23 protein-coding genes are annotated in these 22777 nt (G+C 71.1%); 6 read left to right on the forward strand and 17 right to left on the reverse strand.

Going from position 1 to position 22777, the window contains the following annotated elements; genetic code table 11:
• The first annotated feature begins 57 nt into the window (after positions 1 to 57).
• Positions 58 to 1203 carry a ParB N-terminal domain-containing protein gene (locus amrb99_RS20475; RefSeq protein WP_190858269.1) on the forward strand — a complete coding sequence of 382 codons (1146 nt, stop codon included), beginning with the start codon at positions 58 to 60 and terminating at the stop codon, positions 1201 to 1203.
• 148 nt (positions 1204 to 1351) lie between these two features.
• On the opposite strand, the gene amrb99_RS20480 is transcribed toward amrb99_RS20475, so the two are convergent.
• On the reverse strand, positions 1352 to 2131 hold the full coding sequence (locus amrb99_RS20480) for an AfsR/SARP family transcriptional regulator (RefSeq protein WP_190858272.1): 780 nt from the start codon (positions 2129 to 2131) through the stop codon (positions 1352 to 1354).
• Between the two features lie 416 nt (positions 2132 to 2547).
• Positions 2548 to 3738 carry a family 1 glycosylhydrolase gene (locus amrb99_RS20485; protein ID WP_190858274.1) on the reverse strand — a complete coding sequence of 397 codons (1191 nt, stop codon included), beginning with the start codon at positions 3736 to 3738 and terminating at the stop codon, positions 2548 to 2550.
• 104 nt (positions 3739 to 3842) lie between these two features.
• Here amrb99_RS20485 and amrb99_RS20490 point away from each other — a divergent pair, with 104 nt between their 5' ends.
• Together amrb99_RS20490 and amrb99_RS20495 are read left to right on the forward strand one after the other, a co-directional pair.
• A complete protein-coding gene (locus amrb99_RS20490) occupies positions 3843 to 5366 on the forward strand; it encodes a family 20 glycosylhydrolase (RefSeq protein WP_190858276.1) in 1524 nt (507 codons plus the stop codon).
• 19 nt (positions 5367 to 5385) lie between these two features.
• Entirely contained in the window at positions 5386 to 5958 is a 573-nt protein-coding gene (locus amrb99_RS20495; protein WP_190858278.1) for a TetR/AcrR family transcriptional regulator, read from the forward strand.
• A gap of 29 nt (positions 5959 to 5987) precedes the next feature.
• Here the strand turns inward: amrb99_RS20495 and amrb99_RS20500 are convergent, their stop codons facing one another.
• The 6 genes from amrb99_RS20500 to amrb99_RS20525 all read right to left on the reverse strand — a co-directional run bounded on the left by amrb99_RS20500 (position 5988) and on the right by amrb99_RS20525 (position 10022).
• Positions 5988 to 6218, reverse strand: a complete 231-nt coding sequence (locus amrb99_RS20500) for a hypothetical protein (protein WP_190858280.1) — start codon at positions 6216 to 6218, stop codon at positions 5988 to 5990.
• 263 nt (positions 6219 to 6481) lie between these two features.
• Entirely contained in the window at positions 6482 to 7189 is a 708-nt protein-coding gene (locus amrb99_RS20505) for an MBL fold metallo-hydrolase (protein WP_190858282.1), read from the reverse strand.
• Positions 7190 to 7302: 113 nt separating this feature from the next.
• Entirely contained in the window at positions 7303 to 7818 is a 516-nt protein-coding gene (locus amrb99_RS20510; protein ID WP_190858284.1) for a DUF3592 domain-containing protein, read from the reverse strand.
• A gap of 63 nt (positions 7819 to 7881) precedes the next feature.
• Positions 7882 to 8073: a hypothetical protein gene (locus amrb99_RS20515; protein WP_190858286.1), complete on the reverse strand. Its 192-nt coding sequence runs from the start codon at positions 8071 to 8073 to the stop codon at positions 7882 to 7884.
• A 144-nt stretch (positions 8074 to 8217) separates the two neighbouring features.
• Complete coding sequence (locus amrb99_RS20520; protein ID WP_190858288.1) at positions 8218 to 9108, reverse strand: GPR1/FUN34/YaaH family transporter; 891 nt, start codon at positions 9106 to 9108, stop codon at positions 8218 to 8220.
• Between the two features lie 167 nt (positions 9109 to 9275).
• Positions 9276 to 10022, reverse strand: a complete 747-nt coding sequence (locus tag amrb99_RS20525; RefSeq protein ID WP_347256763.1) for a polysaccharide deacetylase family protein — start codon at positions 10020 to 10022, stop codon at positions 9276 to 9278.
• Positions 10023 to 10086: 64 nt separating this feature from the next.
• Here amrb99_RS20525 and amrb99_RS20530 point away from each other — a divergent pair, with 64 nt between their 5' ends.
• Entirely contained in the window at positions 10087 to 11178 is a 1092-nt protein-coding gene (locus amrb99_RS20530; RefSeq protein ID WP_241755737.1) for a hypothetical protein, read from the forward strand.
• On the opposite strand, the gene amrb99_RS20535 is transcribed toward amrb99_RS20530, so the two are convergent.
• The 3 genes from amrb99_RS20535 to sigJ form a co-directional block, all read right to left on the reverse strand.
• On the reverse strand, positions 11132 to 12028 hold the full coding sequence (locus amrb99_RS20535; protein WP_241755743.1) for a DMT family transporter: 897 nt from the start codon (positions 12026 to 12028) through the stop codon (positions 11132 to 11134). The genes amrb99_RS20530 and amrb99_RS20535 overlap by 47 nt on opposite strands.
• Positions 12028 to 12903: a DMT family transporter gene (locus tag amrb99_RS20540; RefSeq protein ID WP_190858296.1), complete on the reverse strand. Its 876-nt coding sequence runs from the start codon at positions 12901 to 12903 to the stop codon at positions 12028 to 12030. Before amrb99_RS20540 ends, amrb99_RS20535 begins: the two co-directional genes overlap by 1 nt.
• Before the next feature lie 263 nt (positions 12904 to 13166).
• Positions 13167 to 14075, reverse strand: coding sequence for an RNA polymerase sigma factor SigJ (gene sigJ / locus amrb99_RS20545; protein WP_190858298.1), 909 nt, complete (start codon positions 14073 to 14075; stop codon positions 13167 to 13169).
• Between the two features lie 178 nt (positions 14076 to 14253).
• Between sigJ and amrb99_RS20550 the strand changes: the two genes are divergently transcribed.
• Positions 14254 to 14916 carry a hemerythrin domain-containing protein gene (locus amrb99_RS20550; protein ID WP_190858300.1) on the forward strand — a complete coding sequence of 221 codons (663 nt, stop codon included), beginning with the start codon at positions 14254 to 14256 and terminating at the stop codon, positions 14914 to 14916.
• A gap of 17 nt (positions 14917 to 14933) precedes the next feature.
• Positions 14934 to 16406 carry an MFS transporter gene (locus amrb99_RS20555; protein WP_206700026.1) on the forward strand — a complete coding sequence of 491 codons (1473 nt, stop codon included), beginning with the start codon at positions 14934 to 14936 and terminating at the stop codon, positions 16404 to 16406.
• Here amrb99_RS20555 and amrb99_RS20560 read toward each other — a convergent pair.
• The 6 genes from amrb99_RS20560 to amrb99_RS20585 all read right to left on the reverse strand — a co-directional run bounded on the left by amrb99_RS20560 (position 16399) and on the right by amrb99_RS20585 (position 22353).
• The gene (locus amrb99_RS20560) at positions 16399 to 17703 is read right to left on the reverse strand and encodes an MFS transporter (RefSeq protein WP_190858304.1); all 1305 of its coding nucleotides are present in this window, start codon (positions 17701 to 17703) and stop codon (positions 16399 to 16401) included. The genes amrb99_RS20555 and amrb99_RS20560 overlap by 8 nt on opposite strands.
• Positions 17667 to 18854, reverse strand: coding sequence for a glycosyltransferase family 4 protein (locus tag amrb99_RS20565; protein WP_190858306.1), 1188 nt, complete (start codon positions 18852 to 18854; stop codon positions 17667 to 17669). Before amrb99_RS20565 ends, amrb99_RS20560 begins: the two co-directional genes overlap by 37 nt.
• A gap of 417 nt (positions 18855 to 19271) precedes the next feature.
• A complete protein-coding gene (locus amrb99_RS20570) occupies positions 19272 to 19565 on the reverse strand; it encodes a WXG100 family type VII secretion target (RefSeq protein ID WP_190858308.1) in 294 nt (97 codons plus the stop codon).
• A gap of 15 nt (positions 19566 to 19580) precedes the next feature.
• The gene (locus amrb99_RS20575) at positions 19581 to 20834 is read right to left on the reverse strand and encodes a DUF6317 family protein (protein ID WP_190858310.1); all 1254 of its coding nucleotides are present in this window, start codon (positions 20832 to 20834) and stop codon (positions 19581 to 19583) included.
• Between the two features lie 14 nt (positions 20835 to 20848).
• Complete coding sequence (locus tag amrb99_RS20580) at positions 20849 to 22165, reverse strand: PQQ-binding-like beta-propeller repeat protein (RefSeq protein ID WP_206700027.1); 1317 nt, start codon at positions 22163 to 22165, stop codon at positions 20849 to 20851.
• On the reverse strand, positions 22162 to 22353 hold the full coding sequence (locus amrb99_RS20585; RefSeq protein ID WP_190858314.1) for a hypothetical protein: 192 nt from the start codon (positions 22351 to 22353) through the stop codon (positions 22162 to 22164). The genes amrb99_RS20580 and amrb99_RS20585 overlap by 4 nt, the downstream gene beginning before the upstream one ends.
• Positions 22354 to 22777: the final 424 nt, after the last annotated feature.

Here is a 22777-nt window from a genome sequence, read left to right on the forward strand (position 1 = left end):
CTCGTGGAAGATGACGGCCGGGTCCAGGTCCGAGCCGCGTAGCGAGCAAGGAGAAGCATGAATCAGCCAGAGGGTCAGCGGGTTCAGCTATCCATCAGATCCGAAGCCGTCAAGCCGAGTCAGGACGGCCAGCTCCCGAGAATCGGAAACGAGGTCGTCTCGGTTCCCGTCCTGTCCCTGCGCGCGGGCGACTCGCCGCGGCTCAACGGGGAGGACAAGGCGCACATCGCGCAACTCGCCGATACCGAGACACCGCTGCCGCCGATCCTGGTGGACCGGCGCACCATGCGGGTCATCGACGGCATGCACCGCCTCATGGCCGCGTCGCTCCGCGGCAAGGACATGATCGACGTCATCTTCTTCGACGGCACCGAGGCCGACGTGTTCCTGCGGGCAGTGCAGGAGAACGTCGCCCACGGGCTCCCGCTGTCCCAGGCCGACCGGCGGGCCGCGGCGGAGCGCATCATCGCCTCCCACCCGCACATGTCCGACCGGGCCATCGGGCAGGCCTCCGGCCTGGCGGCGAGGGCCGTCGCCAGCATCCGGAAACGTTCGAGTGAGCACTTACCACAGTCGAACGCGCGTGTCGGGAGGGACGGGAGGGTCCGGCCGCTGGACAGCGGGGACGCGCGGCGGCGCGCCGCGGAACTGCTGACCCAGCAGCCCGAGGCGTCGCTCCGCGAGGTGGCGCGCGCGGCCGGCATCTCACCGGCGACGGTCCTCGACGTGCGCAAGCGCCTCGCTCGCGGCGACTCGCCGGTCCCGGAAAGGCCGGCCGCGCGCAAGAGGCGGAGCGGGAGCGTGGCGGCCAGGAACGACAACGCCGCCGGTGGGGTCACCGTCGGCCGTGTCGGCGACGGCGGTGAGGTGCCTCCGGCGCCGCAGCTCGTGTCGGTGGACGCCGCCGCGGTCCGGCCGGCCGTGCCGCTCCAGCGCCTGCGCGCCGTCCTCGACGATTCGCGCGGTGTCGTCGAGAAGCTGATGCGCGATCCGTCCCTGCGCAACAACGAGCAGGGGAAGGTCGTATTGCGGATGCTGCACTCCAACGCGGCCGGATCGGAGAACCTGGCCAGCGTCGTCACGGCGGTGCCGTCGCATTGCGTGACGACGGTCGTCCTGCTCGCCCGGCAGTACGCGCAGATGTGGCAGGAACTCGCCCAGGAGCTCGATCGCAGAGCGCGGATCGTCGACGTGAACATCTAGCCGCGCGGGCGGCCTGAGAACATGGGGGGCGTCCATGGGGACGCCCAGAGACGGCGGATCTCCACGGTCGCGGCGCCTGCGGGGCGGCCGCGGCCGTGGACGGTCCTGCCGGTCCCGCGAGCCGCGGTGGGGGCACCGGGCGGTTCGCTCACCTGGCGTTCCACCAGGAGGAGGTCGGCGTCAGCGTCGTGAGCATGCTCGTCGGGACCTGCTCCAATATGGCCCTGTGCAGCTCTTGCAGCTCCTGCCCCGGGTCGATGCCCAGGCCGTCGCGGAGCTGCCGGCGGATGAGCGCGTAGTGCTGGAGCGCCTCGGCCTGGCGGCCCGATGCGTAGAGCGCGAGCATCAACTGGGCGCGCAGCGCCTCATGGAGTGGATAGCCGGAGACCACTCTCTGCAGCTCGGCGATGATCTGCCGGTGGTTCCCGAGTGAGATCTCCGCGCTGAACAGCTGCTCGTAGGCGGCGATCCGCTCGTCCTCGAGAGACCTCGCCTCGTGCTTGAGGGTCTCGCCCGGGAGGCCGGCGAGGGCGTCCCCGCGCCAGACGGCCAGCGCCTGGCGCAGACCGGAGGCCAGGTCGACGAGGCCGGCCCGCCCCCGCGCGGCGACGACCAGCTCCCGGAAGCGCCACAGGTCGATGTCGGCCGGGTCGACCTGGAGCAGGTAGCTGTCCGCGCTGGTCTTGAGTTCGACGCCGGGGAGGGGCCGGAGCAGCTGGCGGAGCCGGTAGACGTAGGACTGGATCGTCGCCTGGGCGGTGACCGGGGGGCGGCCGTCCCACACGAGCCGCGTGAGCCGGTCGATCGACACGTCGTTGTTGGCGTCGAGCAGCAGCGTGGCGAGCACGGCGCGCTGCTTGGGTGCGGTGACGGGAATGCGCTGCTCCGAGAGCCTGACCTCAAGGCTTCCAAGAATGAAGAAGTACATGACATCCCTCGTCGCTGCCGGCCCGCGGCTACTAAAAAGAATCTGAATTTTCCCGGTTTTATTGTCGACATGTCTAGCATGACCGAGCAAGGCCGTCGAGTGGCGAACGGCGACCCGGTTCGCGCGGTCCAATTGGCGAGTTGATGAGTTCGGCGAGGTCACCGCCGGGTTCGAGGTGAACGAGTCCACGGTTCTTGAATGGATGGGCAAGGATCGTGTGGTCGGCACAGCCGTTCTGTCAACGAAGTTTGCTCGTTTGTCAGGAAGGGGGCCACGCTTCGAACAAGGTCGTCGTCACACCGTGACCTGCCGGCGCGGTCGGGCGGGATGCGCGGGGCCTGAGAACGATTCGGGGGCGGTCGCCCGGGCCTTGCGGCCCGGGGCGTCGCCGCGCCGGGCACCGGTGCGGCCGCGCGTCAGGCGCCGGGGATCTCGCCGGCGCGGGCCAGGCCGCCGAGCCAGCGGGCGGACGGCCTCGGGGTGCGGGCGAAGGTGCGGCGGTCGACGGCGATGAGGCCGAAGGTCGGCTCGTAGGAGCCCCACTCGTAGTTGTCGAGGGCGCTCCAGTGCAGGTAGCCGCGCACGTCGGCGCCGTCGCGCATGGCGGCGGCGAGGCCGGCGAGCGCCCCGGTCGTGTAGTCGATGCGGCGGGCGTCGTCGGCGGTGGCGATGCCGTTCTCGGTGACGATGATCGGGACGGACGGGCCGACGATCCCGGCGGTGTGCCGGACGGCCTCGCCGAGCGCCTCCGGGTAGTACTCCCAGCCCATGATGGTCTTCTCCGTGCCGTCCGGCACGGGCAGGGGGCCGTCCTCGGCGACCTTCGTACGGCTGTAGGACTGCACGCCGATCCAGTCGTCGCCGCGCGCGGCCTCGATGAAGCGGTCCTCGCGCGGCCAGGCGTGGGCGCGGCAGGCGTCCTCGGCGCCGGGCTCCGCCGGCTGGTACACCTGGTTCGCGATCGTCCAGCCGATCCGGGTGCCGGGGAGCACGCGGTGCAGGACGTCGCGGGCCGCGTGGTGGGCCGCGATCAGGCCCTCGGCGACGGCCTCGTCCGGGAGGAGGCGGGCGTAGTCGGCGTCGGGGTTGCGGCGGACGGCCTGCATGAGCGCGGCCATGTTGGGTTCGTTGATGGTGACGACGTGGCGGACGAGGCCGTCCAGGATCGGCGCGACCGTCTCCACGTAGCGGGCGAAGAGGCCGGTGGCGTCCGGGGCGGCGAACCCGCCCGCCTTCGCGAACCAGAGCGGGGACGTGAAGTGGTGCAGGGTCACGACCGGTTCGAGGCCGCGTTCGCGCGCGCCCTCGATCATCCGCCGGTAGTGGGCGAGCGCCGCGTACGAGATCTCGCCGCGCGCCGGTTCGATCCGGGCCCATTCGAGGCTGAAGCGGTAGGCGTTGAATCCGAGGCCGGCGAGCAGGTCCATGTCCTCGCGCCAGCGGTGGTAGCTGTCGGCGGCGTCGCCGCTGGGTTCGCGGACCAGCGTGCCGGACGCGTGCTCGAACGCCCACCAGTCGCTCGCGGTGTTGCCGCCCTCGACCTGGTGCGCCGCCGTCGAGGCGCCCATCAGGAAGCCGCGGGGGAGGGCGAATGCGTCTGCCGGCATGCTCGGCCTTTCGGTTCGGGGGGCGTGGAACGCGAAAACCATACATCGATCGGATTTCATGGTAGCGTCCGACCCGCCCGACGAACCCCGGCCGAGGAGGCAGCGTGATCCCAGCGCCCGTCCGCCAGCGGACGACGGAAGGCGTGTGCCGGACGGACCGCCCCTGGCGCGTCCGGGCGGACGACCCGTCCCTCGGCGAGGCGGCGGGCGCCCTGGCCCCGCACCTGCGCACCGGCCCCGAGGCCGAGGCCGGAACGGTCGTCCTCACCCTGGACGACGTGCCGCTGAAGCCCGGCGCCATCGGCGTCCAGCCGTCCGCCGATGCCCACGAGTGCTACCGCCTCACCGTCGAACCCGGCCGCATCACGTGCGCGGCCCGCACCCCGCAGGGCGCCTTCCGGGCCGGCGTCACCGCGCTGCACCTGCTGGCGGAGACACCGGAGACGGCGTGCCGCGTCATCGACGACGCGCCCAGGTACGCCTGGCGCGGCCTCATGGTCGACCCGGCCCGCCACTTCCTCACCCCGGACGAGCTGCGCCGCCTCATCGACCTCGCCGCGCTCTACAAGCTGAACGTCCTGCACCTGCACCTGACCGACAACGAGGGCTGGCGGCTGCACATCGCGACCCGTCCCGCCCTCACCGCCGGGACCCCGCACTACACCGCGCGCGAGTACGCCGACCTGCAGCGGTACGCCGCCGCACGGCACGTCACCGTCGTCCCCGAGATCGACCTGCCCGGCCACAGCGCCGCCGCCCTGCGCGCCTACCCCGACCTCGGCACGCTGCCGCGCCCCTCCTGGTACCCGGCGGACGCGCCGTTCCCCGCGCCCCTCGACCCCGCCGATCCGCACACCCGCGCGTTCATCGTCGACGTGCTCGCGGAGACCGCGCGGCTCACCGACGGCGCGTTCGTCCACTTCGGCGGCGACGAGGCGCTCGGCGCGGACGAGGCGTCGTTCGCCGAGGCCGTCCGCCTCGCCCGCGAGGCCCTGCGCGTCGCGGGCAAGCGGCCCCTCGGCTGGCAGGAGTCGTCCCGCGCCGGCGTCGCGCCCGGCGACATCGCCCAGTTCTGGGTGGACGTCCCGATGATGGACCTCCCGCGGACCCAGGAGGATCTGGACGCGCGCCCCGAACTGCTCGCGGCCGGCTGCACCCTCGCCCGCACCAAGGCCCTGACCAGGTTCTTCGCGCCGACCGACGGGGATCTCGACCGCATCGTCCGCGGCGGCGGCCGGGTCCTGCTGTCCCCGCAGTCGCACCTCTACCTCGACCGCCCCTACGACCCGGCGATCGTCCCGCCCGGCCAGGCCGAGACGGGCGCGCGGCTCGGCTTCGCCTACCGGCCCCGCGACGTCCGGTACGCCGCGTCCTGGGACCCGTCCGCCTACGGCCTCCCGCCGGACCGGGTCGCGGGCGTCGAGGCGACCCTCTTCGCCGAGGACTTCCAGGGCTTCGACGACCACACGGCCCTTCTCCTGCCGCGCCTGCCCGGCGTCGCCGAGGCGGCCTGGTCGCCGTCGCCGCCGTCGTGGGACGAGTACCGGGAACGCCTCGCGCGCCAGTCCGTGCTGTGGCGCGAGCGCGGCCTGACCGCCCTCCGCTCGACCGAGATCGACTGGCACTGACCTCGGTAAGGTGAGGACCATGGCGAAACGCGGCCCCTACCGCAAGGGCGAGGCGAAGCGGGCCGAGATCCTCAAGGCCGCGCTGGAGATCTTCGCCGACGAGGGCTACCGGGGCACGTCACTGCGCAAGGTCGCCGCCCGCTGCGACCTCAGCCTCCCCGGGATCATGCACTACTTCGAGTCCAAGGAGGACCTGCTCACCCAGGTCCTGCGCGTCCGGGACGAGACCGAGCGCGCCCGGCACCCCGAGTTCGACCTCGTCGAGGACACCCTCGACGTCATGCGGCAGGGCATGCGCACCCCCGGCCTCGTCGAGCTGTTCGTCTCCATGGCCGCGTCCGCCGGCGACCTCGACCACCCCGCGCACGAGTTCTTCCCCCGCCGCTACGAGGTCCTCCGCAAGGCCGCCGTCGAGCACCTCCAGAAGGCCATGGACGAGGGGACGATCCGCACCGACGTCCCCGCCGAGCGCCTCGCCGTCCTGCTCCTCGCCGTGGCCGACGGCATCCAGCTGCAATGGCTCGCGGACCGCTCCGTCGACATGCAGCAGCCCCTCGCCGACGTCCTGAACCTGCTCCGCACGACCGGCTGACCCTTCTGGTCGCCGGCCGGGGCCGGGGGTCAGAAGGCGCGGCGGGCCTCGTTGAGGTCGTCGTGGTGCTCGTCGAACCGGCGCCGCGCCGCGTCGCCGATCGCGCCGACCTTCTCCAGGACCGCCTCGGTGTCCACCTTTGCCGGCAGCCCGGTCGCGGCCATCAGCTCGGTCACCATCTCCTGCACGCGGTCCCGCGCGCCGTCCTGCGCCGCGCCGATCGCCTCGATCAGCGACTCGGCGAGGGTCTCGCTGTCCATCCGCAGCGCCCGCGGGTTCGGGGGGAGTCGCCGACTTGGCTCTGTGCCTGCCGCTCCTCCGGCCGCCTACGCGGGCGACGGCGTTTCCGCTGGCGCGGCGGCCGGGCATTGTTGCCGGTAGGCGGCGTGGCGACGTCATGTCCGGCGCGCACCGGTCGCCCGTCCCCGCACCGACGGAGGAGGCGTTCCACTTGTTCCGCACGCCGTCCGGGCGTCCGTCGGCGCGGGTAGGCGGCAGCCCGGTCTACGTGCCCGGCGGGCGGTCAGCCCTTTCGGACGGCTTCGGCGACCTCGGCCGGCGAGGTCTGCCAGGGGGTGCCGTGGCCGGGCAGCACCCAGGACGCCTCCAGCCCCGCGAGCCGGTCGAGGGAGGCGAGCGCCTCGTCCGGGTCGTCGGTGAACGGCGCGGGCTGCGGGCCGGTGCGGCCGGTGAGGACGTGCCGGGTGGTCAGGGCGTCGCCGACGAAGACGGCGTCGGCGGCCGGGACGTGCACGCCCACGCTGCCGGGGGAGTGCCCCGGCATCCCGATGATCGCCGGGGCGCCGGGCAGGTCCAGGACGTCGCCGTCGCCGATCTCGGTGACCTCGGAGACGTAGCGGGTGCGCAGGCCGTTCTTGCTGATCGAGTACCCGAGGAACCCGAGCGTCGGGCCGACGCGCATCTTGCCGAACGGGGTCTTGGGCTTCTCGCCGGTCCGGGCGCGGGCGGCGTCGGCGGCGTGCACGTACACGGGGACGCCGTGCTCGCTGCGCAGCCGCTCGGCGAAGCCGATGTGGTCGGAGTCGCCGTGCGTCAGGATGAGGCCCCGGATGTCGTCGGCGGACTTGCCCAGGGTGCGGAGTTCGCGCTGGAGGTCGCGCCAGTGGCCGGGCAGGCCCGCGTCGATGAGCGTGATGCCCTCGGGGGTGTCGACCAGGTAGGAGGCGACGATGTCGTTGCCGAGGCGGTACAGGTTCGGTGCGAGGCGCATGGGATCTTCCGGGTTCTGGGATGCGGAGCGATACCGGTTAATCTAATTGGCCATCTGGCTACTGTCAATAGCTTTTGTGGGCGGAGCTCCGCGGGCTGCCAGGTCACGAGGTGTCAGGCGTGCCCGCGGCGGCGTGCGCGGTGGACTTCGAGACCGAGCCTGACGAGGAGCAGCGGCATGAGGACCACCAGGGCGGCGCCCATGGCGATCAGGAGGACGCCGAGGGTCCGGAGCTCGCCGGCGGAGTGGGTGGTGAAGCTCTCCGGATGCTCCGGGTCGTAGTGGACGGCGATGGTGTCGCCGACGTCGGCGTCGCCGGTCTCCCAGAACGAGCGGACCGTGCCGTCGGGCGCGGTGAAGCGGACCTCGATCCGCCTGATCCGGCTGCCGCCCTGCGGCCCGGTCGTCTCCTGCTTCGCCGCGAGGACGGTCCCGCCGATCGTCGTGCCCCGGCCGGAGGCGCCGGACGTGTCGCCGAGCCTTCCGATGCCGCTGACGGCCATCCCGGCGCCGACGGCGGTGAGGAGAAGGGCGAAGGCCGCGCAGAAAGCGAGGACCACCGTCCGTCCGGCGATCCCCGCCCGGCCGACGACGCGCGCGCCGAGCGGCACGCGATCATCGGCTTCCACGCCTCCAGTGAATCACCGTGCCCACCGTGGGGCCAGGCCGGCGATGCCCGGAGGGGGCCGGGTTCAGATGTAGGCGTGCTGGGTGCGGACGTGCTCGCGGAGGGCGTGCAGCTCCAGCAGGGCCTCATGGCAGTGGTCGCAGACCCAGACCCCGCTCGGCACGGTGATCTTCCGCTTTGCCGCGTCGTCGCGCGCGCACGCCAGCTGGTAGGCCTGGACGACCCGTCGCCACGTCCTCCGAAACGCCGATCGCATCCCGCTCCCTCCAAGCGCCGATGGAACGACGCCCAGAATAGGCGAGCGGAAACGTAAAACTTCCGTGAGCTGGGTAAAGTCTCCGGGCATGCCCGTGCCCCGACCCCTTGGGTCGGGGACGGGGCGCGGCACGGAGTGCCGGGATCACTGACCGATCTTGACGCCCGGCTCGCCGTAGCGGTACTCCAGCGGACGGCTGGCGCGGCGTCCCGGAATGTTCTGGCCTCCCCGGAACGCGAAGAGCGGCAGGATCGTCCGTCCGAAGCTGTTCTCGAGCATCAGCGCGGCCGCCGTGTAGACGGCTATCGCCGCGGCGATGACGAACAGCCAGCCTCCGACGCGGAGGGGCCAGGTGGAGCCGGCCCAGAATCCGGCGGCGGTGAAGCCCGCCCCTGCGGCGAGGGGCCACAGGACCGCGGACATGGCGAGGTTCTTGCCCATCGCGGCCAGCGCGCAGCATCCGGTGATCACGCAGAGCGCGATGAACCAGAAGGCGAAGCCCTGGTTGACCGCTCCGATCCGTGGTGCCAGTGCCAGTGGATAGGCGCCCACGGCGACGAGCAGGAACAGCAGGCCCCAGCCGATCCAGAACGCGCCCCACATGCCGTGTACGGCGGTGGCGAGGCCGTCCCGGGCCCGGTAGGACCACATGCCCGCGAGGAACTGTGCCAGCCCCCCGAAGGTGAGCACGAACGGGAAGAGCACGAGCGGCGTGAGCGCCGTGCCGTACCAGTTCGCCTGCCATGCGCCGACCACCATGAACGCGCCGGCGAGCCCGAAGAGGCCCAGGATCGACGGCGCCGCGATCGGCGTCAGGGAGACCCGCGTACGGTCCTCCCAGAGAGCGAACTGCTCGCGTTCCATCGCACCTTCCCTTGGTGCGGCGGAAGCGGCCGGCACGCCCCGGCCCGCGGGCATGTCGTGCGCGGGCATGTCGTGCTCGTGGCCGGGCATGTCGCGCCCGGGGCCCGTCATCGGCGTGCCCTCGCCGGGAGCCGGCGAGTCCCTTCCAGTGGACCTTCTGCGATCCCTCATGACATCTCCTCCCCCATAGGAGAATCTCCCTCAACGACTTGTAACCGGCATTCAGGGGGCGAAACGCACAAAACGGGCAAAGGTGGCAGCGGGCGGTTCCGTTCACATACCTGCGGCGCCCAGGGGCAGAAGATTCCGTGTGACAGGGGTGCCAGGGGACGCGGACATCAGGCCGGGATCCCGTGATCGCGCAGAGGGCCCACGGTGAGCCCCGCGTCCCGGCACACCGTCACCACGTTCGGCAGGGCCCCCAGCGACGACTTCCACGCCCCCGGCGCGGACGTGACGTCGCTGTCGTGCAGCAGCAGCGTCGCCCCGCCCGCGATGCCGGGCGAGAGCGTCGCCAGCACCGACTCGGGCGTCGCGGACGCCGTCCAGTCCCGCCCCCACGCCGACCACAGGATCGGCCGCAGCCCGTTGCGGCGCGCCGCCAGCAGCGCCTCCGCGCTCAGCGCCCCGTACGGCGGCCGGTACCAGCGGGGCCGCACGCCGCACACCGCCTCGATGGTCCGGACCGTCCCGGCGATCTCCGCCGACACCCGCCCCGGCCGCGTGACCAGGGCGTTGTCGTGGTTCCAGCCGTGCACGCCGAGCTCGTGCCCCTCGGCCGCGATGCGCCGCCCGACGTCCGGGTGGCGGCGCAGCATCGAGCCGAGCACGAAGAACGTCGCGCGGCAGCCGAGCCGGGCCAGCTCGTCGAGGAACAGCGGGGTGGACGCGCCGTCCGGGCCGTCGTCCAGCGTCAGCGCGACATGGTCCGGGAAGCCGCGGCCGGCGATCCGGGGCGTCCAGCGGCGGACCGGCGCCAGCCAGGTCGCCGCGGGCAGGGCGTGCGCCGTCAGCACCGCGGCGAGCCCGGCGACGGGCCCGGCGACCGCGGCGGGGACGTGGCGTGCCCGGAAATCTGTGTGCACATGACCATCTTGCACAGGGGGGTCCCATCTAATGGGCAAGCGACTCTTAATTCTCACAGCGGGCATGGGGGCGGGTCACGACGCGGTCGCCGGCGAGCTCGAACGGCGGCTCGCCCCGCACGGGGTCGAGGTGTCCGTGGTGGACGTGCTGGACCTCGTGCCGCTGCGGCTCGGACACGCCCTGCGCCGCGCCTACGCGGGGGCGATCCGGTCCGCGCCGTGGCTCTACGCCGCGATCTACCGGGCGTTCTTCGTCTCCCGGCGGCCCGGGCCGCTGCGCCCGCCGCCGCCCTCGCCGCTGACGGCGCTCATCGCCGCGCGGCTCCAGCGGCGCGTCCGGGAACTGCCGCCGGACGCGGTCGTGTCGACCTTCCACGTCGCCGCGCAGGCCGCCGGGCGACTGCGCCGGGCCGGAGGACTGGACGCGCCGTCCCTGGTGCTGGTCACCGACTTCGCCGTCCACCGGATGTGGCTGCATCCCGGCAACGACCGGTACCTGTGCCCGGACAAGGCGGCGGCGCGGGCGGTGACGGCCGCGACGGGACGTCCCGCGACCATGTGCGCGCCGCTCGTGCCGCCCGAGTTCCGCCGCCCCGGCGTCCGCAACGGCCGAGACGGCCGCGACCTCCCCGAGGGCCGCGAGCGGCTGCGCAAGCTGTCCGGGGCGGGCCCGGACGAGCCGGTCGTGCTGATCTCGGCGGGCGCGTGGGGCGTCGGGCGGGTGGTGGAGGCGGCCGGCGTGCTGTCGGCGTCCGGACGGTACCGGCCGGTCGTGCTGTGCGGCCGCAACGGGCACCTGCGCCGCCGCATCCTCGGCACCGGGCTGGCCCCCGCCCTCGGCTGGCGCGACGACGTCGCGGAGCTGATGGCGGGCGCGTACGCGCTGGTCGACAACGCCGCCGGGATGACGTGCCGGGAGGCGTTCGCCTGCGGGCTGCCGGTGATCTCCTACCGGCCCATCCCGGGCCACGGGCGGGACGGGGCGCTGGCCATGGCGCGCGGCGGCCTCAGCGTCTACGCGCACTCGCCCGCCGAGCTGGTCGAGGCGCTGGACCGGCTGGAGGACGGCGCGCTGCGCCGCACCCGCGCCGCGCGGGTCGACGCGCTGTTCAGCGCCGAGTCCGCGGAGCGCACCGTGTGTGCGGCGCTCGGCTGACGGTGTGCTGCTCGTGCAGCACCGGGGAGCGGGCGATCCCGATGCTGCCGACCAGGATCAGCGCGATCCCGGCGAGCTCCAGCGCGACCCAGCCGCCGGTGCGGATGTGCTCGTCGAACAGGAACACGCCCAGGCAGATGCTCGCGACCGGGTCGGTCACCGTGAGCGCGGGCTGCACCACCACCAGGGTGCCGCTGGCCAGCGCCATCTGCAGCAGGACCAGGCTGGCGACGCCCGTCGCCACCATCGCGTACAGCTCCCAGGACGTGAAGGCGGCGCCGAGCCCCGAGTCGGTGATCGTCTGCGTGGCCGTCTTCATGTAGGCGGCGGTGAGCGCGAACCCCAGCGACGTCGTCACGCCCAGCAGGACGGCGCGCAGCGGGCCGCTGACGATCCAGGCGGCCATGATCAGCCCGGCGGCGAGGCCGGCCGTCACGCCGGTGGCGATCGCCCAGCCGAGGGGGCCGGGACGGCCCGGCCCCTCCGACGGCGAGGCGGCGGTGAGCAGCGCCGCGAGCCCGGCGGTGAGCGCGCCGACCGCCGCCCACGGCACGTTGCGGAAGGCTCCGGGCACCAGCCAGCCGAGCAGCAGCATCGTGAACGGCAGCTCCGCCGCCAGCAGCGGCTGGACCAGCGCCAGCCCGGCCCGGTCCAGCGCGGCGGCCTGGAGCAGGAACGCGGCGATGAGCGCGGCGATCCCGCCGAGCCACTCCGGCCGGCGCAGCAGGTCGAGGATCAGCGACGGCCGGAACGTGTGCTCGTCCGGCGCGCCCTTGGCGACCTGCCGCTGGAGCACGGAGGCCAGGGCGTTGGCGCCGGCGGCGAGGACCGCGAACAGCACCGAGAGCATCAGCACCCCACCCCGTTCTTCCGCGCGTCCGCCCGGTCGCCCGGCTTGCCGAGGTAGGGCGACCGGCCGAGGACGACGATCCCGGCGACCATGGCGGCGAGCCCGACCGCCTCCAGCGCCAGGCTGCCCACCGACACCCGGAGCCGCTCGTCGAAGATCACGATGCTGAGCGCGATGCCGGTCAGCGGCTCGGCGGCCGTCGTCGCGGGCAGCGAGATCCGCAGCGGCGCCGCGTCGAACGCGCTCTGCGAGAACAGCAGCGCGGTCGCCCCGATCAGCACCAGGCTGTAGGGCTGCCAGTCGCGGGCCGCCTGCCAGATCCCGTGGTCGAACAGCAGCAGGACGCTGCGGGTCAGCGCGTCCTGCAGGCCGTACAGCAGCCCGGCCGCGCAGGCCAGGGTGATCGCGCGGACCCGCAGGTCGCGGTGCTGGCCGGCGATCGTCAGCAGGCCGACCAGGCCGAGCACCACCGCGCCGGCGAGCCAGCGCGGGGACAGGGTGCTCGGCTCGGCGCCGCCGTGCGGCTCCCCGATCGTCAGGAACAGCGCGACGCCGGCGGTGAACAGGATCGCGCCCTGCCACTCCGCGCGGCCGAGCCGCTCCCGGTAGATCAGGTGCGCGGCGACCAGCGCGAAGATCAGGTTGCTCGCCAGCAGCGGCTCGACCTCGGCGATGTCGGCCAGGTTCAGCGCCACCGCGAACAGCACCTGCCCGACGATCATCGTGCCGATGCCGGCCAGCCAGAGCCGGCTGCGCAGCAGGTGCAGCAGCAGCCGCGGGTGCAGCATCTCCTCCAGCGGCTCCCGGTAGGCGGCATGCTGCTGGGCGACGAAGCCGAGTCCGGTGAACGCGGCCGCCACCACGGCGAAGATCATCCCGAGAAGGCTCATAACGGTCGGGCGATCCGCGCCCGGCGCCTCCGGGCCGCGAAAGATCGCGATGACCCCCTACCCACGCTGGCCTGCCCGAATCGGCCCCCGGAGCTGCTCCCGGAGCCGCTCCCGGAGCCGGTCCCGGGCTGCTCGGGGGCTGCCTTCGGGCTGCGCGCGGGGCTGCTCGGGGGCCGTCCGGGCGAGGGGGCGGGGCCGGAAAAGGGGGACGGTCCGCCGCCGCGGCCCCCGGCGGCGGACCGCGTCTCTCAGCGGTGCTCGTCGATATGGGCGAGCTTGTCCGGATTGGTGACCGCGTAGATGCCGCGGATCCGGTCGCCGTCCGGGTCGAGGTCGAGGACCATCACCCCGAACGGCGCATCGTCGTCGTCGAACAGCACCGCGGACGGGTCGCCGTTGACGGTGCGGTACCGGATCTCCAGCGGCCACCGCTCCCGCCCGGTCCCGCCCGTGATCGTCCGGGCGACACGGTCGGCGCCCTGGATCGGGCGCAGCGCCGCCGGCCGCGCCTTGCCGCCCCCGTCGGTCCACAGCGTCACGTCCGGCGCCAGCAGCCGCATCAGGTCCTCGATGTCGCCGCCCAGCGCCGCCCGCAGGAACCGCTCGGTCACCTGCCGCTGCACCTTCGGGTCGGCCTGGTAGCGGGGACGGCGCGCGTGCACGTGCTCGCGGGCCCGGTGCGCCAGCTGCCGGACGGCCGACGGGCTGCGGTCCAGGATCCCCGCGATCTCCGTGTGCGGGTACCCGAACACCTCGTGCAGCACGAAGACGGCCCGCTCCAGCGGCGTCAGCGTCTCCAGCACGACCAGCAGCGCCATCGACACCGCCTCGGTCCGCTCCGCCGAGTCCTCCGTGCCCGCGTCGCTGACCAGCGGCTCGGGCAGCCACGGCCCCACGTACGTCTCGCGGCGGCGGCTGATCAGCGCCTGCCGGGCCAGGGCGGTGTTCACCGCGATCCGCACCAGGTACGCCCGCGGGTTCCCGATCTCCTCCGCGGCGCCGTCGCCGTGCCTGGCCGCCCACGCCAGCCACGCGTCCTGCAGCACGTCCTCGGTGTCCGCGACGCTCCCGAGCATGTTGTAGACGACCGAGAACAGCAGCTCCCGGTGATCGGCGAACACCCGCGTCGCGGTGTCCTCGGCGGTGCCATCGGGCATGGGTCGACCTCCTGTGCGCTCACCCCCTAGAGGGGCCGCACCCCCGAAAGTGTGACATCAACGCCCGGATTGTGACGTGGACCTCATCCCCGCCGTCCGGTGTCACATTCGCCGCCCCGCCGCCCCTCTTTGCTGGCGAGACCGGGCCAATCCCGGCAAGACACTAGGGGGCCAACCCATGAGCCGCACCACGCGACCGAGCACGCGGACGCGATCCGGCCCGAGCGACCGGATCGACGTCTCGTTCATGTACGCCGTCCACGACGCCTTCCAGCGCGACCTCGACCGGCTCATCGCCATGGCCGAGGCCGGGGACGTCCCCGACCCCGCGCTCCGCGCCGGCTGGGACCGCTTCAGCACCTTCCTGCACGTCCACCACACCGCCGAGGACACGCACCTGTGGCCCGTCCTGAAGGACCGGGTCGCCGACACCGCCGTCCTCGAACAGATGGAGGCCGAGCACAACGCCCTCGACGGGCTGCTGGAAGGCGTCGACACGGCGATCAAGACGTCCTCGCCCGCCGAGGTGCTCGCCGCGCGCGCGGCGGAACTCGCGCAGGGCCTCACCGCGCACTGCGACCACGAGGAGGAGCTCGCGCTCCCGCTCGTCCAGAAGCTGATGACCAAGAAGGAATGGGACGCGTTCGGCGCCGAGCAGCGCAGCAAGCTCGGCATGAGCGGCGCCGCGAGCTTCTTCCCCTGGCTGCTCGACGGCGCCGAGGACGAGACGCGCCGCAAGGTCCTCGGCATCGTCCCGCCGCCCGTCCGGCTGCTCTACCGGGCCGTCTGGCGGCCCCGCTACGAACGCGCGCCCCGCTGGCAGACGCCGGCGAGCGCCTGAGACCTGGAGACATGACCATGGCGACAACGGACGCCCGCCCGTCCTTTCTCGCGACCGGACGCGGCAAGATCACCCTGACGCTGCTGTGCGCGATCGCGTTCCTGGACTTCATCGACGCCTCGATCGTCAACGTGGCGCTGCCCGCGATGCGCAAGGACCTGGACTTCTCCGTCCAGGACCTGCAGTGGGTGCCGTCCGGATACCTGCTCACCTACGGCGGGTTCATGCTGCTCGGCGGGCGCCTCGCCGACCTGCTCGGCCGCCGCCGCATCGTCGTCGCGGGGACCGTCCTGTTCTCGCTGTCGTCGGTGACCGGCGGCCTCGCGCAGACGTCCGGGATGCTGGTCGGCGCCCGGTTCGCGCAGGGCATCGGCGCGGCGCTGATGCTGCCCGGCACCCTGTCGATCCTCACCACGACGTTCAAGGAGGGCGGCGACCGCGGCAAGGCGCTCGGCGTGTGGGGCGGCGTCGCCGGCGGCGCGTCCGCCGCGGGTGTGCTGCTCGGCGGGCTGCTCACCGACGGCCCCGGCTGGCGCTGGGTGATGCTGGTGAACGTGCCCGTCTGCGTGATCGTCATCGCGGGGCTGTTCCTGCTGGTCGAGGGCGACCGGCGCAGCGCGCGGCTCGCCGACTTCGACTTCCTCGGCGCCGTCCTCGTCACCGCCGGGATGCTGCTGCTCGTCTACACGATCGTCAAGGCGCCGGACGTCGGCTGGGGCGCGGCCCGCACCGTCGGCGGCCTCGCCGGCGCCGCCGTGATCCTGCTGGCGTTCCTGCTCAACGAGCAGCGCGGCCGCAACCCGCTGCTGCCGCTGTCGATCTTCCGGATCCGCGGGCTCGGCGCCGCCGACGTCGCGATGCTGGTGGCCGTCGCCGGGATCAGTTCGATGTTCTTCTTCCTCAGCCTCTACATGGAGAACGTCCTCGGCTACTCGCCGATGAAGACCGGCTCCGCGTACCTGCCGCTGTGCTTCGGCGTCGGCATCGCCGCCGGGATCTCCTCGCAGCTGCTGGCCCGGATCGGCACCCGTCCCGTGATGGTCGCCGGGCTGCTGCTCGCGGGCGGCGGCGTCTACTGGCTGTCCCGCATCCCGGTGGACGGCGCGTACCTCACCGACCTGCTGCCCGGCCTCATGGTCGCCTCCCTCGGGCTCGGCCTGGCGTTCGTGTCCATCACCACGGCCGCCAACGCCAACGTCGCCCCGGACCGGGCGGGCATCGCCGCCGCGCTGCTCAACGCCTCGCAGCAGCTCGGCGGCGCGCTCGGCCTCGCGATCTTCTCCGCGCTGGCCACCGCCCGCACCGACGACCTGGTCGCCGACCGCAGGCCGATGCCGGACGCGCTCACCGGCGGGTTCTCCCGCGCCCTGCTCGCCTGCAGCATCTTCCTCGCCGCCGCCGCGGTCGTCGCGCTGCGGGCCGCCAACACCCGCGGCGAGGCGGAGCAGCCGCTGGAGGACGCGCCGTCCGACCCCGTCCCGGTCAGGTAGCGGCCGGCTCCCGCGCCTTCGGGGCGCGGATCAGGAAGGTGCCGGCCAGCACCACCAGGCCGGACAGCATCAGCACGAACTGGGCCGGGACCATGCCGAGCGGCCGCCCGCCGGCCTCCTTCAGGAGGTCGGCGGCGCCGCCCGCCAGCAGCGCCGCCAGCGCCAGCCCGAACCGCAGCACCGCGTGGAACGCGGTCAGCGCCAGGTTCCGGTCCACCCCGCCCAGGCTCTCCTGCAGGTACGTGATCCCGCCGACCAGCGCGCTCGTCGCCGCCGCGCCGAACAGCACCGCCCCGGCGAACGACCACGGCTTGGACGCCAGCCCGCCCATCGACGCGATCACCACCCCCTGCACCGCCGTCGCCACCCGGACCTGCGTCAGCAGGCTCCCCGCCTTGCGGTGCAGGAGCAGCAGCCCCACCACCGCCCCCACCCCGAAGCACACCACCAGCGCCCCGAACCCGATCTGCCCCGCGTTGATCACGCCCTTCACGAACACCACGCCCAGCGAGAACAGCGCCCCCAGCCCCAGCGCCACCACCGCGATCCCCGGCAGCACGGCCCGCACCACCCGCAGCCTCAGCGCGTTGACGAAGCCGTGCTTCTCGCCCGCCTCCCGCTCGTCCCGCTCCATCGCCGCCTTCTCGCCCGGCCCCGGCCCGAGGTCCGGGATCCCGCGCACCGCCAGCCACGACGCCAGATATGTCAGCGCGTCCAGCCAGAACACCAGCACGTACCGCCAGTGGCCGCCCCACCCGGCCTGCTCCGATATCCACAGGATCAGCCCGAACATCCCCGCGCCGAACGGGATCATCCCGTACGACGTGGCCATCGTGATCCCGTTCGCCAGCTCCAGCGTCCCGGTGTCGTGGTCGTCCTTCCCCTCCTCCCGGCCCTCCCCGATCAGGAACGGGATCGCCGCGTCCCGCGCCGGCAGGAACATCAGGCCCACGACCTCGATCATGAAGGCCCAGAAGTACACCCACCACAGCCCCGGCACCACCGGCAGCGCCGCCGCCATCCCCACCCTGACCAGGTCGGACGTCAGCATCACGCTCCGCCGGCGCCAGCGCGTCACCACCCGCGCCGCCACCGGGGCGCCCAGCGCGGACGGCAGCAGCCGCAGCACCAGCACCCCGCCGACCGCCGTCGTCGACCCGCTCAGCTCCAGCACGAAGTACATGAGCGCGAGCGTGCCCATCCAGTCGCCGAGCGCCGACACCGTCTGGCCGACGATCAGCCGCCGGAAGTCCCGCCGGGTCAGCTGCTCCTTGAACGCCATACGGTTCCCGTCCACGGGGTCCGGCTCCGGGGGTCGTCGCCGACGGGACGATCACGGATCGGGCCGTCGTCCAGCAGCGCCGCGAGCCGGGCCGCGGCGGCGTCCCAGCTCCATCTTCCGCACACCCACTCCCGCCCGGCCGCGCCCATCGCGGCGGCGCGTCCAGGCTCCGCCAGCAGCCGATGCAGCACGAGCGCCAGCTCGTCCGGGCCCTCGGCGTCGACCAGCACGCCCGTCCGCCCGTCCACCAGGGCCTCCGGACTGCCGCCCGATCGTCCCACCACGACCGGCACGCCCGCCGCGGACGCCTCCAGGACCGACAGCCCGAGCCCCTCCGTCTGCAACCCGCACCTGGCGTCCCGGCACGGCAGCGCGAACACGTCGGCGGCCGCGTAGTAGGACGGCAGGTCCGCCGCCGACACCGTCCCGGCCAGCGTGACCGTCCCGGCCGCCCGACGCGCCGCCTCGGCGAGCCGCGCCCGCATCGGCCCGTCGCCGACGATCACCAGCCGCGCGTCCGGCCTTCTGCGAACCACGTCCCGCCACGCGCGCAGCAGCACGTCATGCCCCTTCCTCCGCACCAGCCGCGCCACGCTCAACACCACCGGCCCTTTCCCCAGCCCGTGCCGCCGCCGGACCCGCTCCCCGTCCAGCCCCGGCCGGAACCGTCCCGTGTCCACCGCGCCCGCCATCTGCACCAGCCGCGCCCGGTCCCCGACCACCTCACTCAACCCCGGGAGCGTCCCCGGGCTGAGATACGTGACCGCGTCGAACGACCGCGCCGCCGCCCGCAGCGCCGCCCGCGTCGGCGGCGCCCGGAACCACCCCAGCTCCTGCCCGTGCGTCGACCCGATCAACCGCCCCACCCCCGCGGCCCGCACGAGCGGCGCGTAGAGCCCGAACGGCGCCACCGCCGTGATCCACACCGCGTCGACCCCATACGTCTCGACGAGCCGCCGCAGCCCCCGGACCAGCAGGTACCCCCGCCGCCGCACGACCGGAAAGCCCACCCCCGCGTCGAAGCCCGCCGCCCCCGCCCGCGCCGGCGCGACCACCACCACCCGATCGGCGGGCAGCCGCCGCACCAGCTCCCAGGTGAACGTCTGAACCCCACCCGACTCCGGCGGAAAGTGCCCGCTGAGGACCAGAGTCCGCGGTATCTCCATGCCCACCCGATTTCCCGCCCAGCCGCCCCCCAACCGAAGCCCACTCCACCAACCCGAAGCCCGGGGCGGGGCCCCACCAGCCCCTCCACCTACCGCGATTACCCCCACTGCCCACGAACCTCCACAAACCCACCCAGCCACCCCGCAGCCAGCCCCACCGATCCACCCCCACCGCGACCACCACCCCGCCCACTCAGCTGGCCAAGCTCACAGACACGAGGAACCAGTCCTCCGGCTAGCATCCTGTCCAACGACGAAAGCGGGCCTCATCCATCGTTTCCATAGGTGGTTCCGACTGGATGAAACCGGTGACCCAGCCGCCTCGCCCGACCGGACAAGGTGAAGCAGCCCCGGGCCGGACGAGATCGAATCCTGCCGATCCCGTACGCGGGACGTGATGCGTACCTCACATGCAAGTTAAGTCGGCCAATTTTTAGCGGCCTTTTCATCGGCGGCCTTCAGGGTCCTGTGAGAATGGCCGATGAGAATCCGGAGATCGCGAAGCCATGTGTGCATGCGACGGCTGGCCGCCATCCACTCCTCATGTCTCTCGATGTAAGACTCTCGCGCATCACCCGACCATTCACGCAGAGAGGTTCTCAGCTCGTGATCGAGAGACGCCAGCGTCTTGTCGTATTCATCTAGCGCTGCCGTGAACCCGGCATACACGTTCTCGAATCCGGCGTAATCGGCCGAAAGAAATTCACCCATCTCCTTGCGCGCTCCTCATCCACCTTCTCCCGAGAGAAGGGCTAGAATGCCTTCGACAATCGGCTGGGCGACGACCGACCATGGCCCGGTGCTGGCGACCTTCTGCAAGGCCCATTTACCGCCGGAGACGAAGTCCAATTGCAGGCCAGCATCCCCACTTGCTCTAGCCTCTTTTCGGAGATTGTCAAGATCATCGACATATCCCTGCAATTTCTTACCCTGATCGGAATTCAGATCCGTGGTGTGGTACACATCGCTATTGTCCGTTCGGTAGCTGTCGAGAATGCCGTAAACTATCCTATAGTAGTCGGTAACATTGTGGGTGACTTGGTCTCTGGCTTCTTTTGCATACTTCTTAATCTGGTGGTAGGCGCTGTTGAGCGTATCCAGTGCATCTCGATAATTCACCTTGTGGTCTGTGGCGACGACGAAGTCGACGCCATCGCACTCGACCCTGCAGCCCGCGTCGACCAGCGGCTGGGCGTACATTTCGAGTTGTCCTTGCCATCCGTAGAGGTCCCAAGCGAGACCGATGACGTCCGTGGAGAACGCTTCGGCGACCTCCTCTTGAAGGATGCGCATGTTAGCTGCGTCCCAGGAGAATGATCGAGCGAAGTTCGTCGCGCCCGTACCGGTCCATTCCCCCGATCCACGCAACAGGTGACGCACCGAAGCGATCAGGTCTTCGGTGATCGGTTGTGTCTGGGCGGAAAAAGTGGACAGCTGCACGCCGAGATTGCTCAAAGCAGCGATATCGCCGCCTATCCAAGGGTCTCCTATCGCCCCATCGGGGCGTCCTTGGGAACCTCCAGTCGCGTAGGACCAGTACCGTAGTGAGCTCACTGGAGGAACACTCTGAAGCGGCGCCTTCGACGCTGGAAGAGGCCTTGGTTTGAACTTCCCCAGCTCTGGGATCTCCATTACTGTCCCAGCAGCCTGTCCGCCGGGCGGATTGCGCAAGGCCGGCTTCGTGAAGACGTTGTTCAGGATCGCATCGATGATGTCACTTTCCGCTGTCGAATACGATCGATGAGAATCGGCAAGCTTGAACGCATGTTGGTCAACGACATCGGCAATGATGTTATGCGCGCCGCCCATTGCCCTGAGAGTCAGCTTCATCGCTTGATCAAGTAGATCACTACCGCTGCGCGGCGCGGGGAGACCCTCATCCGGCATCAGGCTCTCGTAGGTGCTCGCTGACTGTGCAAAGGTCCTGGCAGTGGTCATCAGAGCGGGATAGAAGACCGAAAATCCTTTTCCGCCGGTCATTGTCGGACTCCCACTTACTTCAGTCGTGTGATCGTTGTGGACGGCGCTGATTCAGTACCGGTGGAGTTGCCGGCCAGGTAGAGTGAATCGGCCATGGCGAGCATCCACGTAGGGTTGGCCAGATGAGTGGAAGGGACGGTTATGGTAGTCGTTGTCGATTTTTCTGCATCGGTGACGGAAAATACACCGGGTATGCCTTGCAGGTAGATTCTCTTGCCGTCGAACGCTGACAGCAGTTGAGAATCTCCTGCAAGGTCGGACCGTTCGGCAAGGCGACGGACAAGGCGTCCGCTCCGAAGATCTATCACTAGTTGGCCAATTTTTCCCTTCCGGGGAAGGAAATAAGGCACCCATGCTTTCCCTTGAGCGGTCAGTAGCGGAGGGAGTCGGCTGTAGTTGGATGCGGGAAGGGCTCCGATGTGAAGTGGGCGTCTTCCATCCGGCGTGATGATCGTCGTCTGCTCGGAAACGGTGATCGAAGTTGTGCCGTCCGATGCGACGCCGTTGATGTAGGCGGTCGGAAAAGTGCTCGGAGGAATCTTGTCTCCCGACGAGAGATCATACCGCCAGGCAATTTTCGCGGTTTCCGTGTTAAGGAGCAAGAGGGAGTTTTTCCCGGTGCATTCTGCAGGAAATGCCAGATAATGTCCGCCTGCCCATGCTCCCTGATGCCCCTGGCCGATTCCCTGTCGCAGGGCTTCGGCGTTAGGGGAACATCCCGCCAGGCTCTGCCGATCGAGTCGCCAGTTGATACGCCCAGTTCGGGCGTCTATTCCGACTAGCGTTGGCTTCTGGCCAGCCTTGCTCGGCGTCACCGCCGGCACGGTTCCTGCTGTCGTCGGGCCGCGCAAGGCATCTGTAGTCAGGGAACCGAGGCCCTCGTGTCGCCACAGAATACGCCCGTTGCTCGCATCGATACCAATCCATTGTTGGGCACTGGTCACAACGACGATAACAGTGGCGCTCACTTCGTATCCTCTTATATGGGAAAAACCCTTCCCTGCCGTTCGCCAGCGAAGCGCTCCCGTGCGACCATCGTAGGTGTCGATTCCGTTTGCAGACCCTTGCATGATCAGTCCGTCGGTCAGCTCGAAGGACGCGTCTGCAATTTTACTCGTGACTCTCCACACAGGAGACCATCGGCCTGCTGTAGGTCCGGACTCTTCCAGAGAGGGCAGGGGCTGAAGGTTTTCTTTCGCTGCACTAATGCGGTACGGGTCTGATGAACCACCGTTGCAGCCGGTGATTCCGCTCATCGAGAACACGGCAACAAGTGAAGCGAATCTAAGTGCTTGTCGCCCGCGCTCGGTCTTGTGAATCAAAGTGCTCACTTTCCTCGCCGACGGCTTGAAGGCGCCCGAAACGTGACATCGATCTTGGTGTTGATTTCTTCTCTATTGGTGTAAGCGCCGTTGCCTCTGGCCGGCGGTTGTTGCGCTACAGCCCAGTCGCCGACCTGGTGCACCCGAATTTTGAGGGCCTCGACGGTCTGGCCTACGGCTTTGATGTCGTTGCGCATCTCGTCGGCGACCTTGAGGAGTTCGAGGCGGCGGACCTCGTACTTGCCGGCGCCAGAGGATGGGCGGCCTGGGGGCGGTGACTGAGGGGTTGCGGAGCGGTGGTTGTCCGGGGGCTCGTGCCCGGGAGTGAGCCGTGGGGGAGGGGGAGTTGGGTGAGGTTGGGCGGAGGGTCTTCGGGGGGCATGGGGGTCGTCCTTACCGGGCCAGGTGGGGGCGGGAGTTCACGGCTCAGGCGGTCGGAAGGATAGGGGAGCGGTTGGGGTCCCTGGTCTGGCGGTGGAGGGTCAGGCGCTCCACATGGTGGTGTTCTGGCGTTCGGCGCCGAGGTGGATGTCGTGGGATTCGCCGATGACCTTGCTCATGCCGGAGACGGCGGTGGCCATGCGCTGGGCGGCGAGTTTCCATTCGCGGGATTTCTGCTCG

The sequence above is a fragment of the Actinomadura sp. RB99 genome (assembly GCF_014706005.1).
Classification (GTDB): Bacteria; Actinomycetota; Actinomycetes; order Streptosporangiales; family Streptosporangiaceae; genus Spirillospora.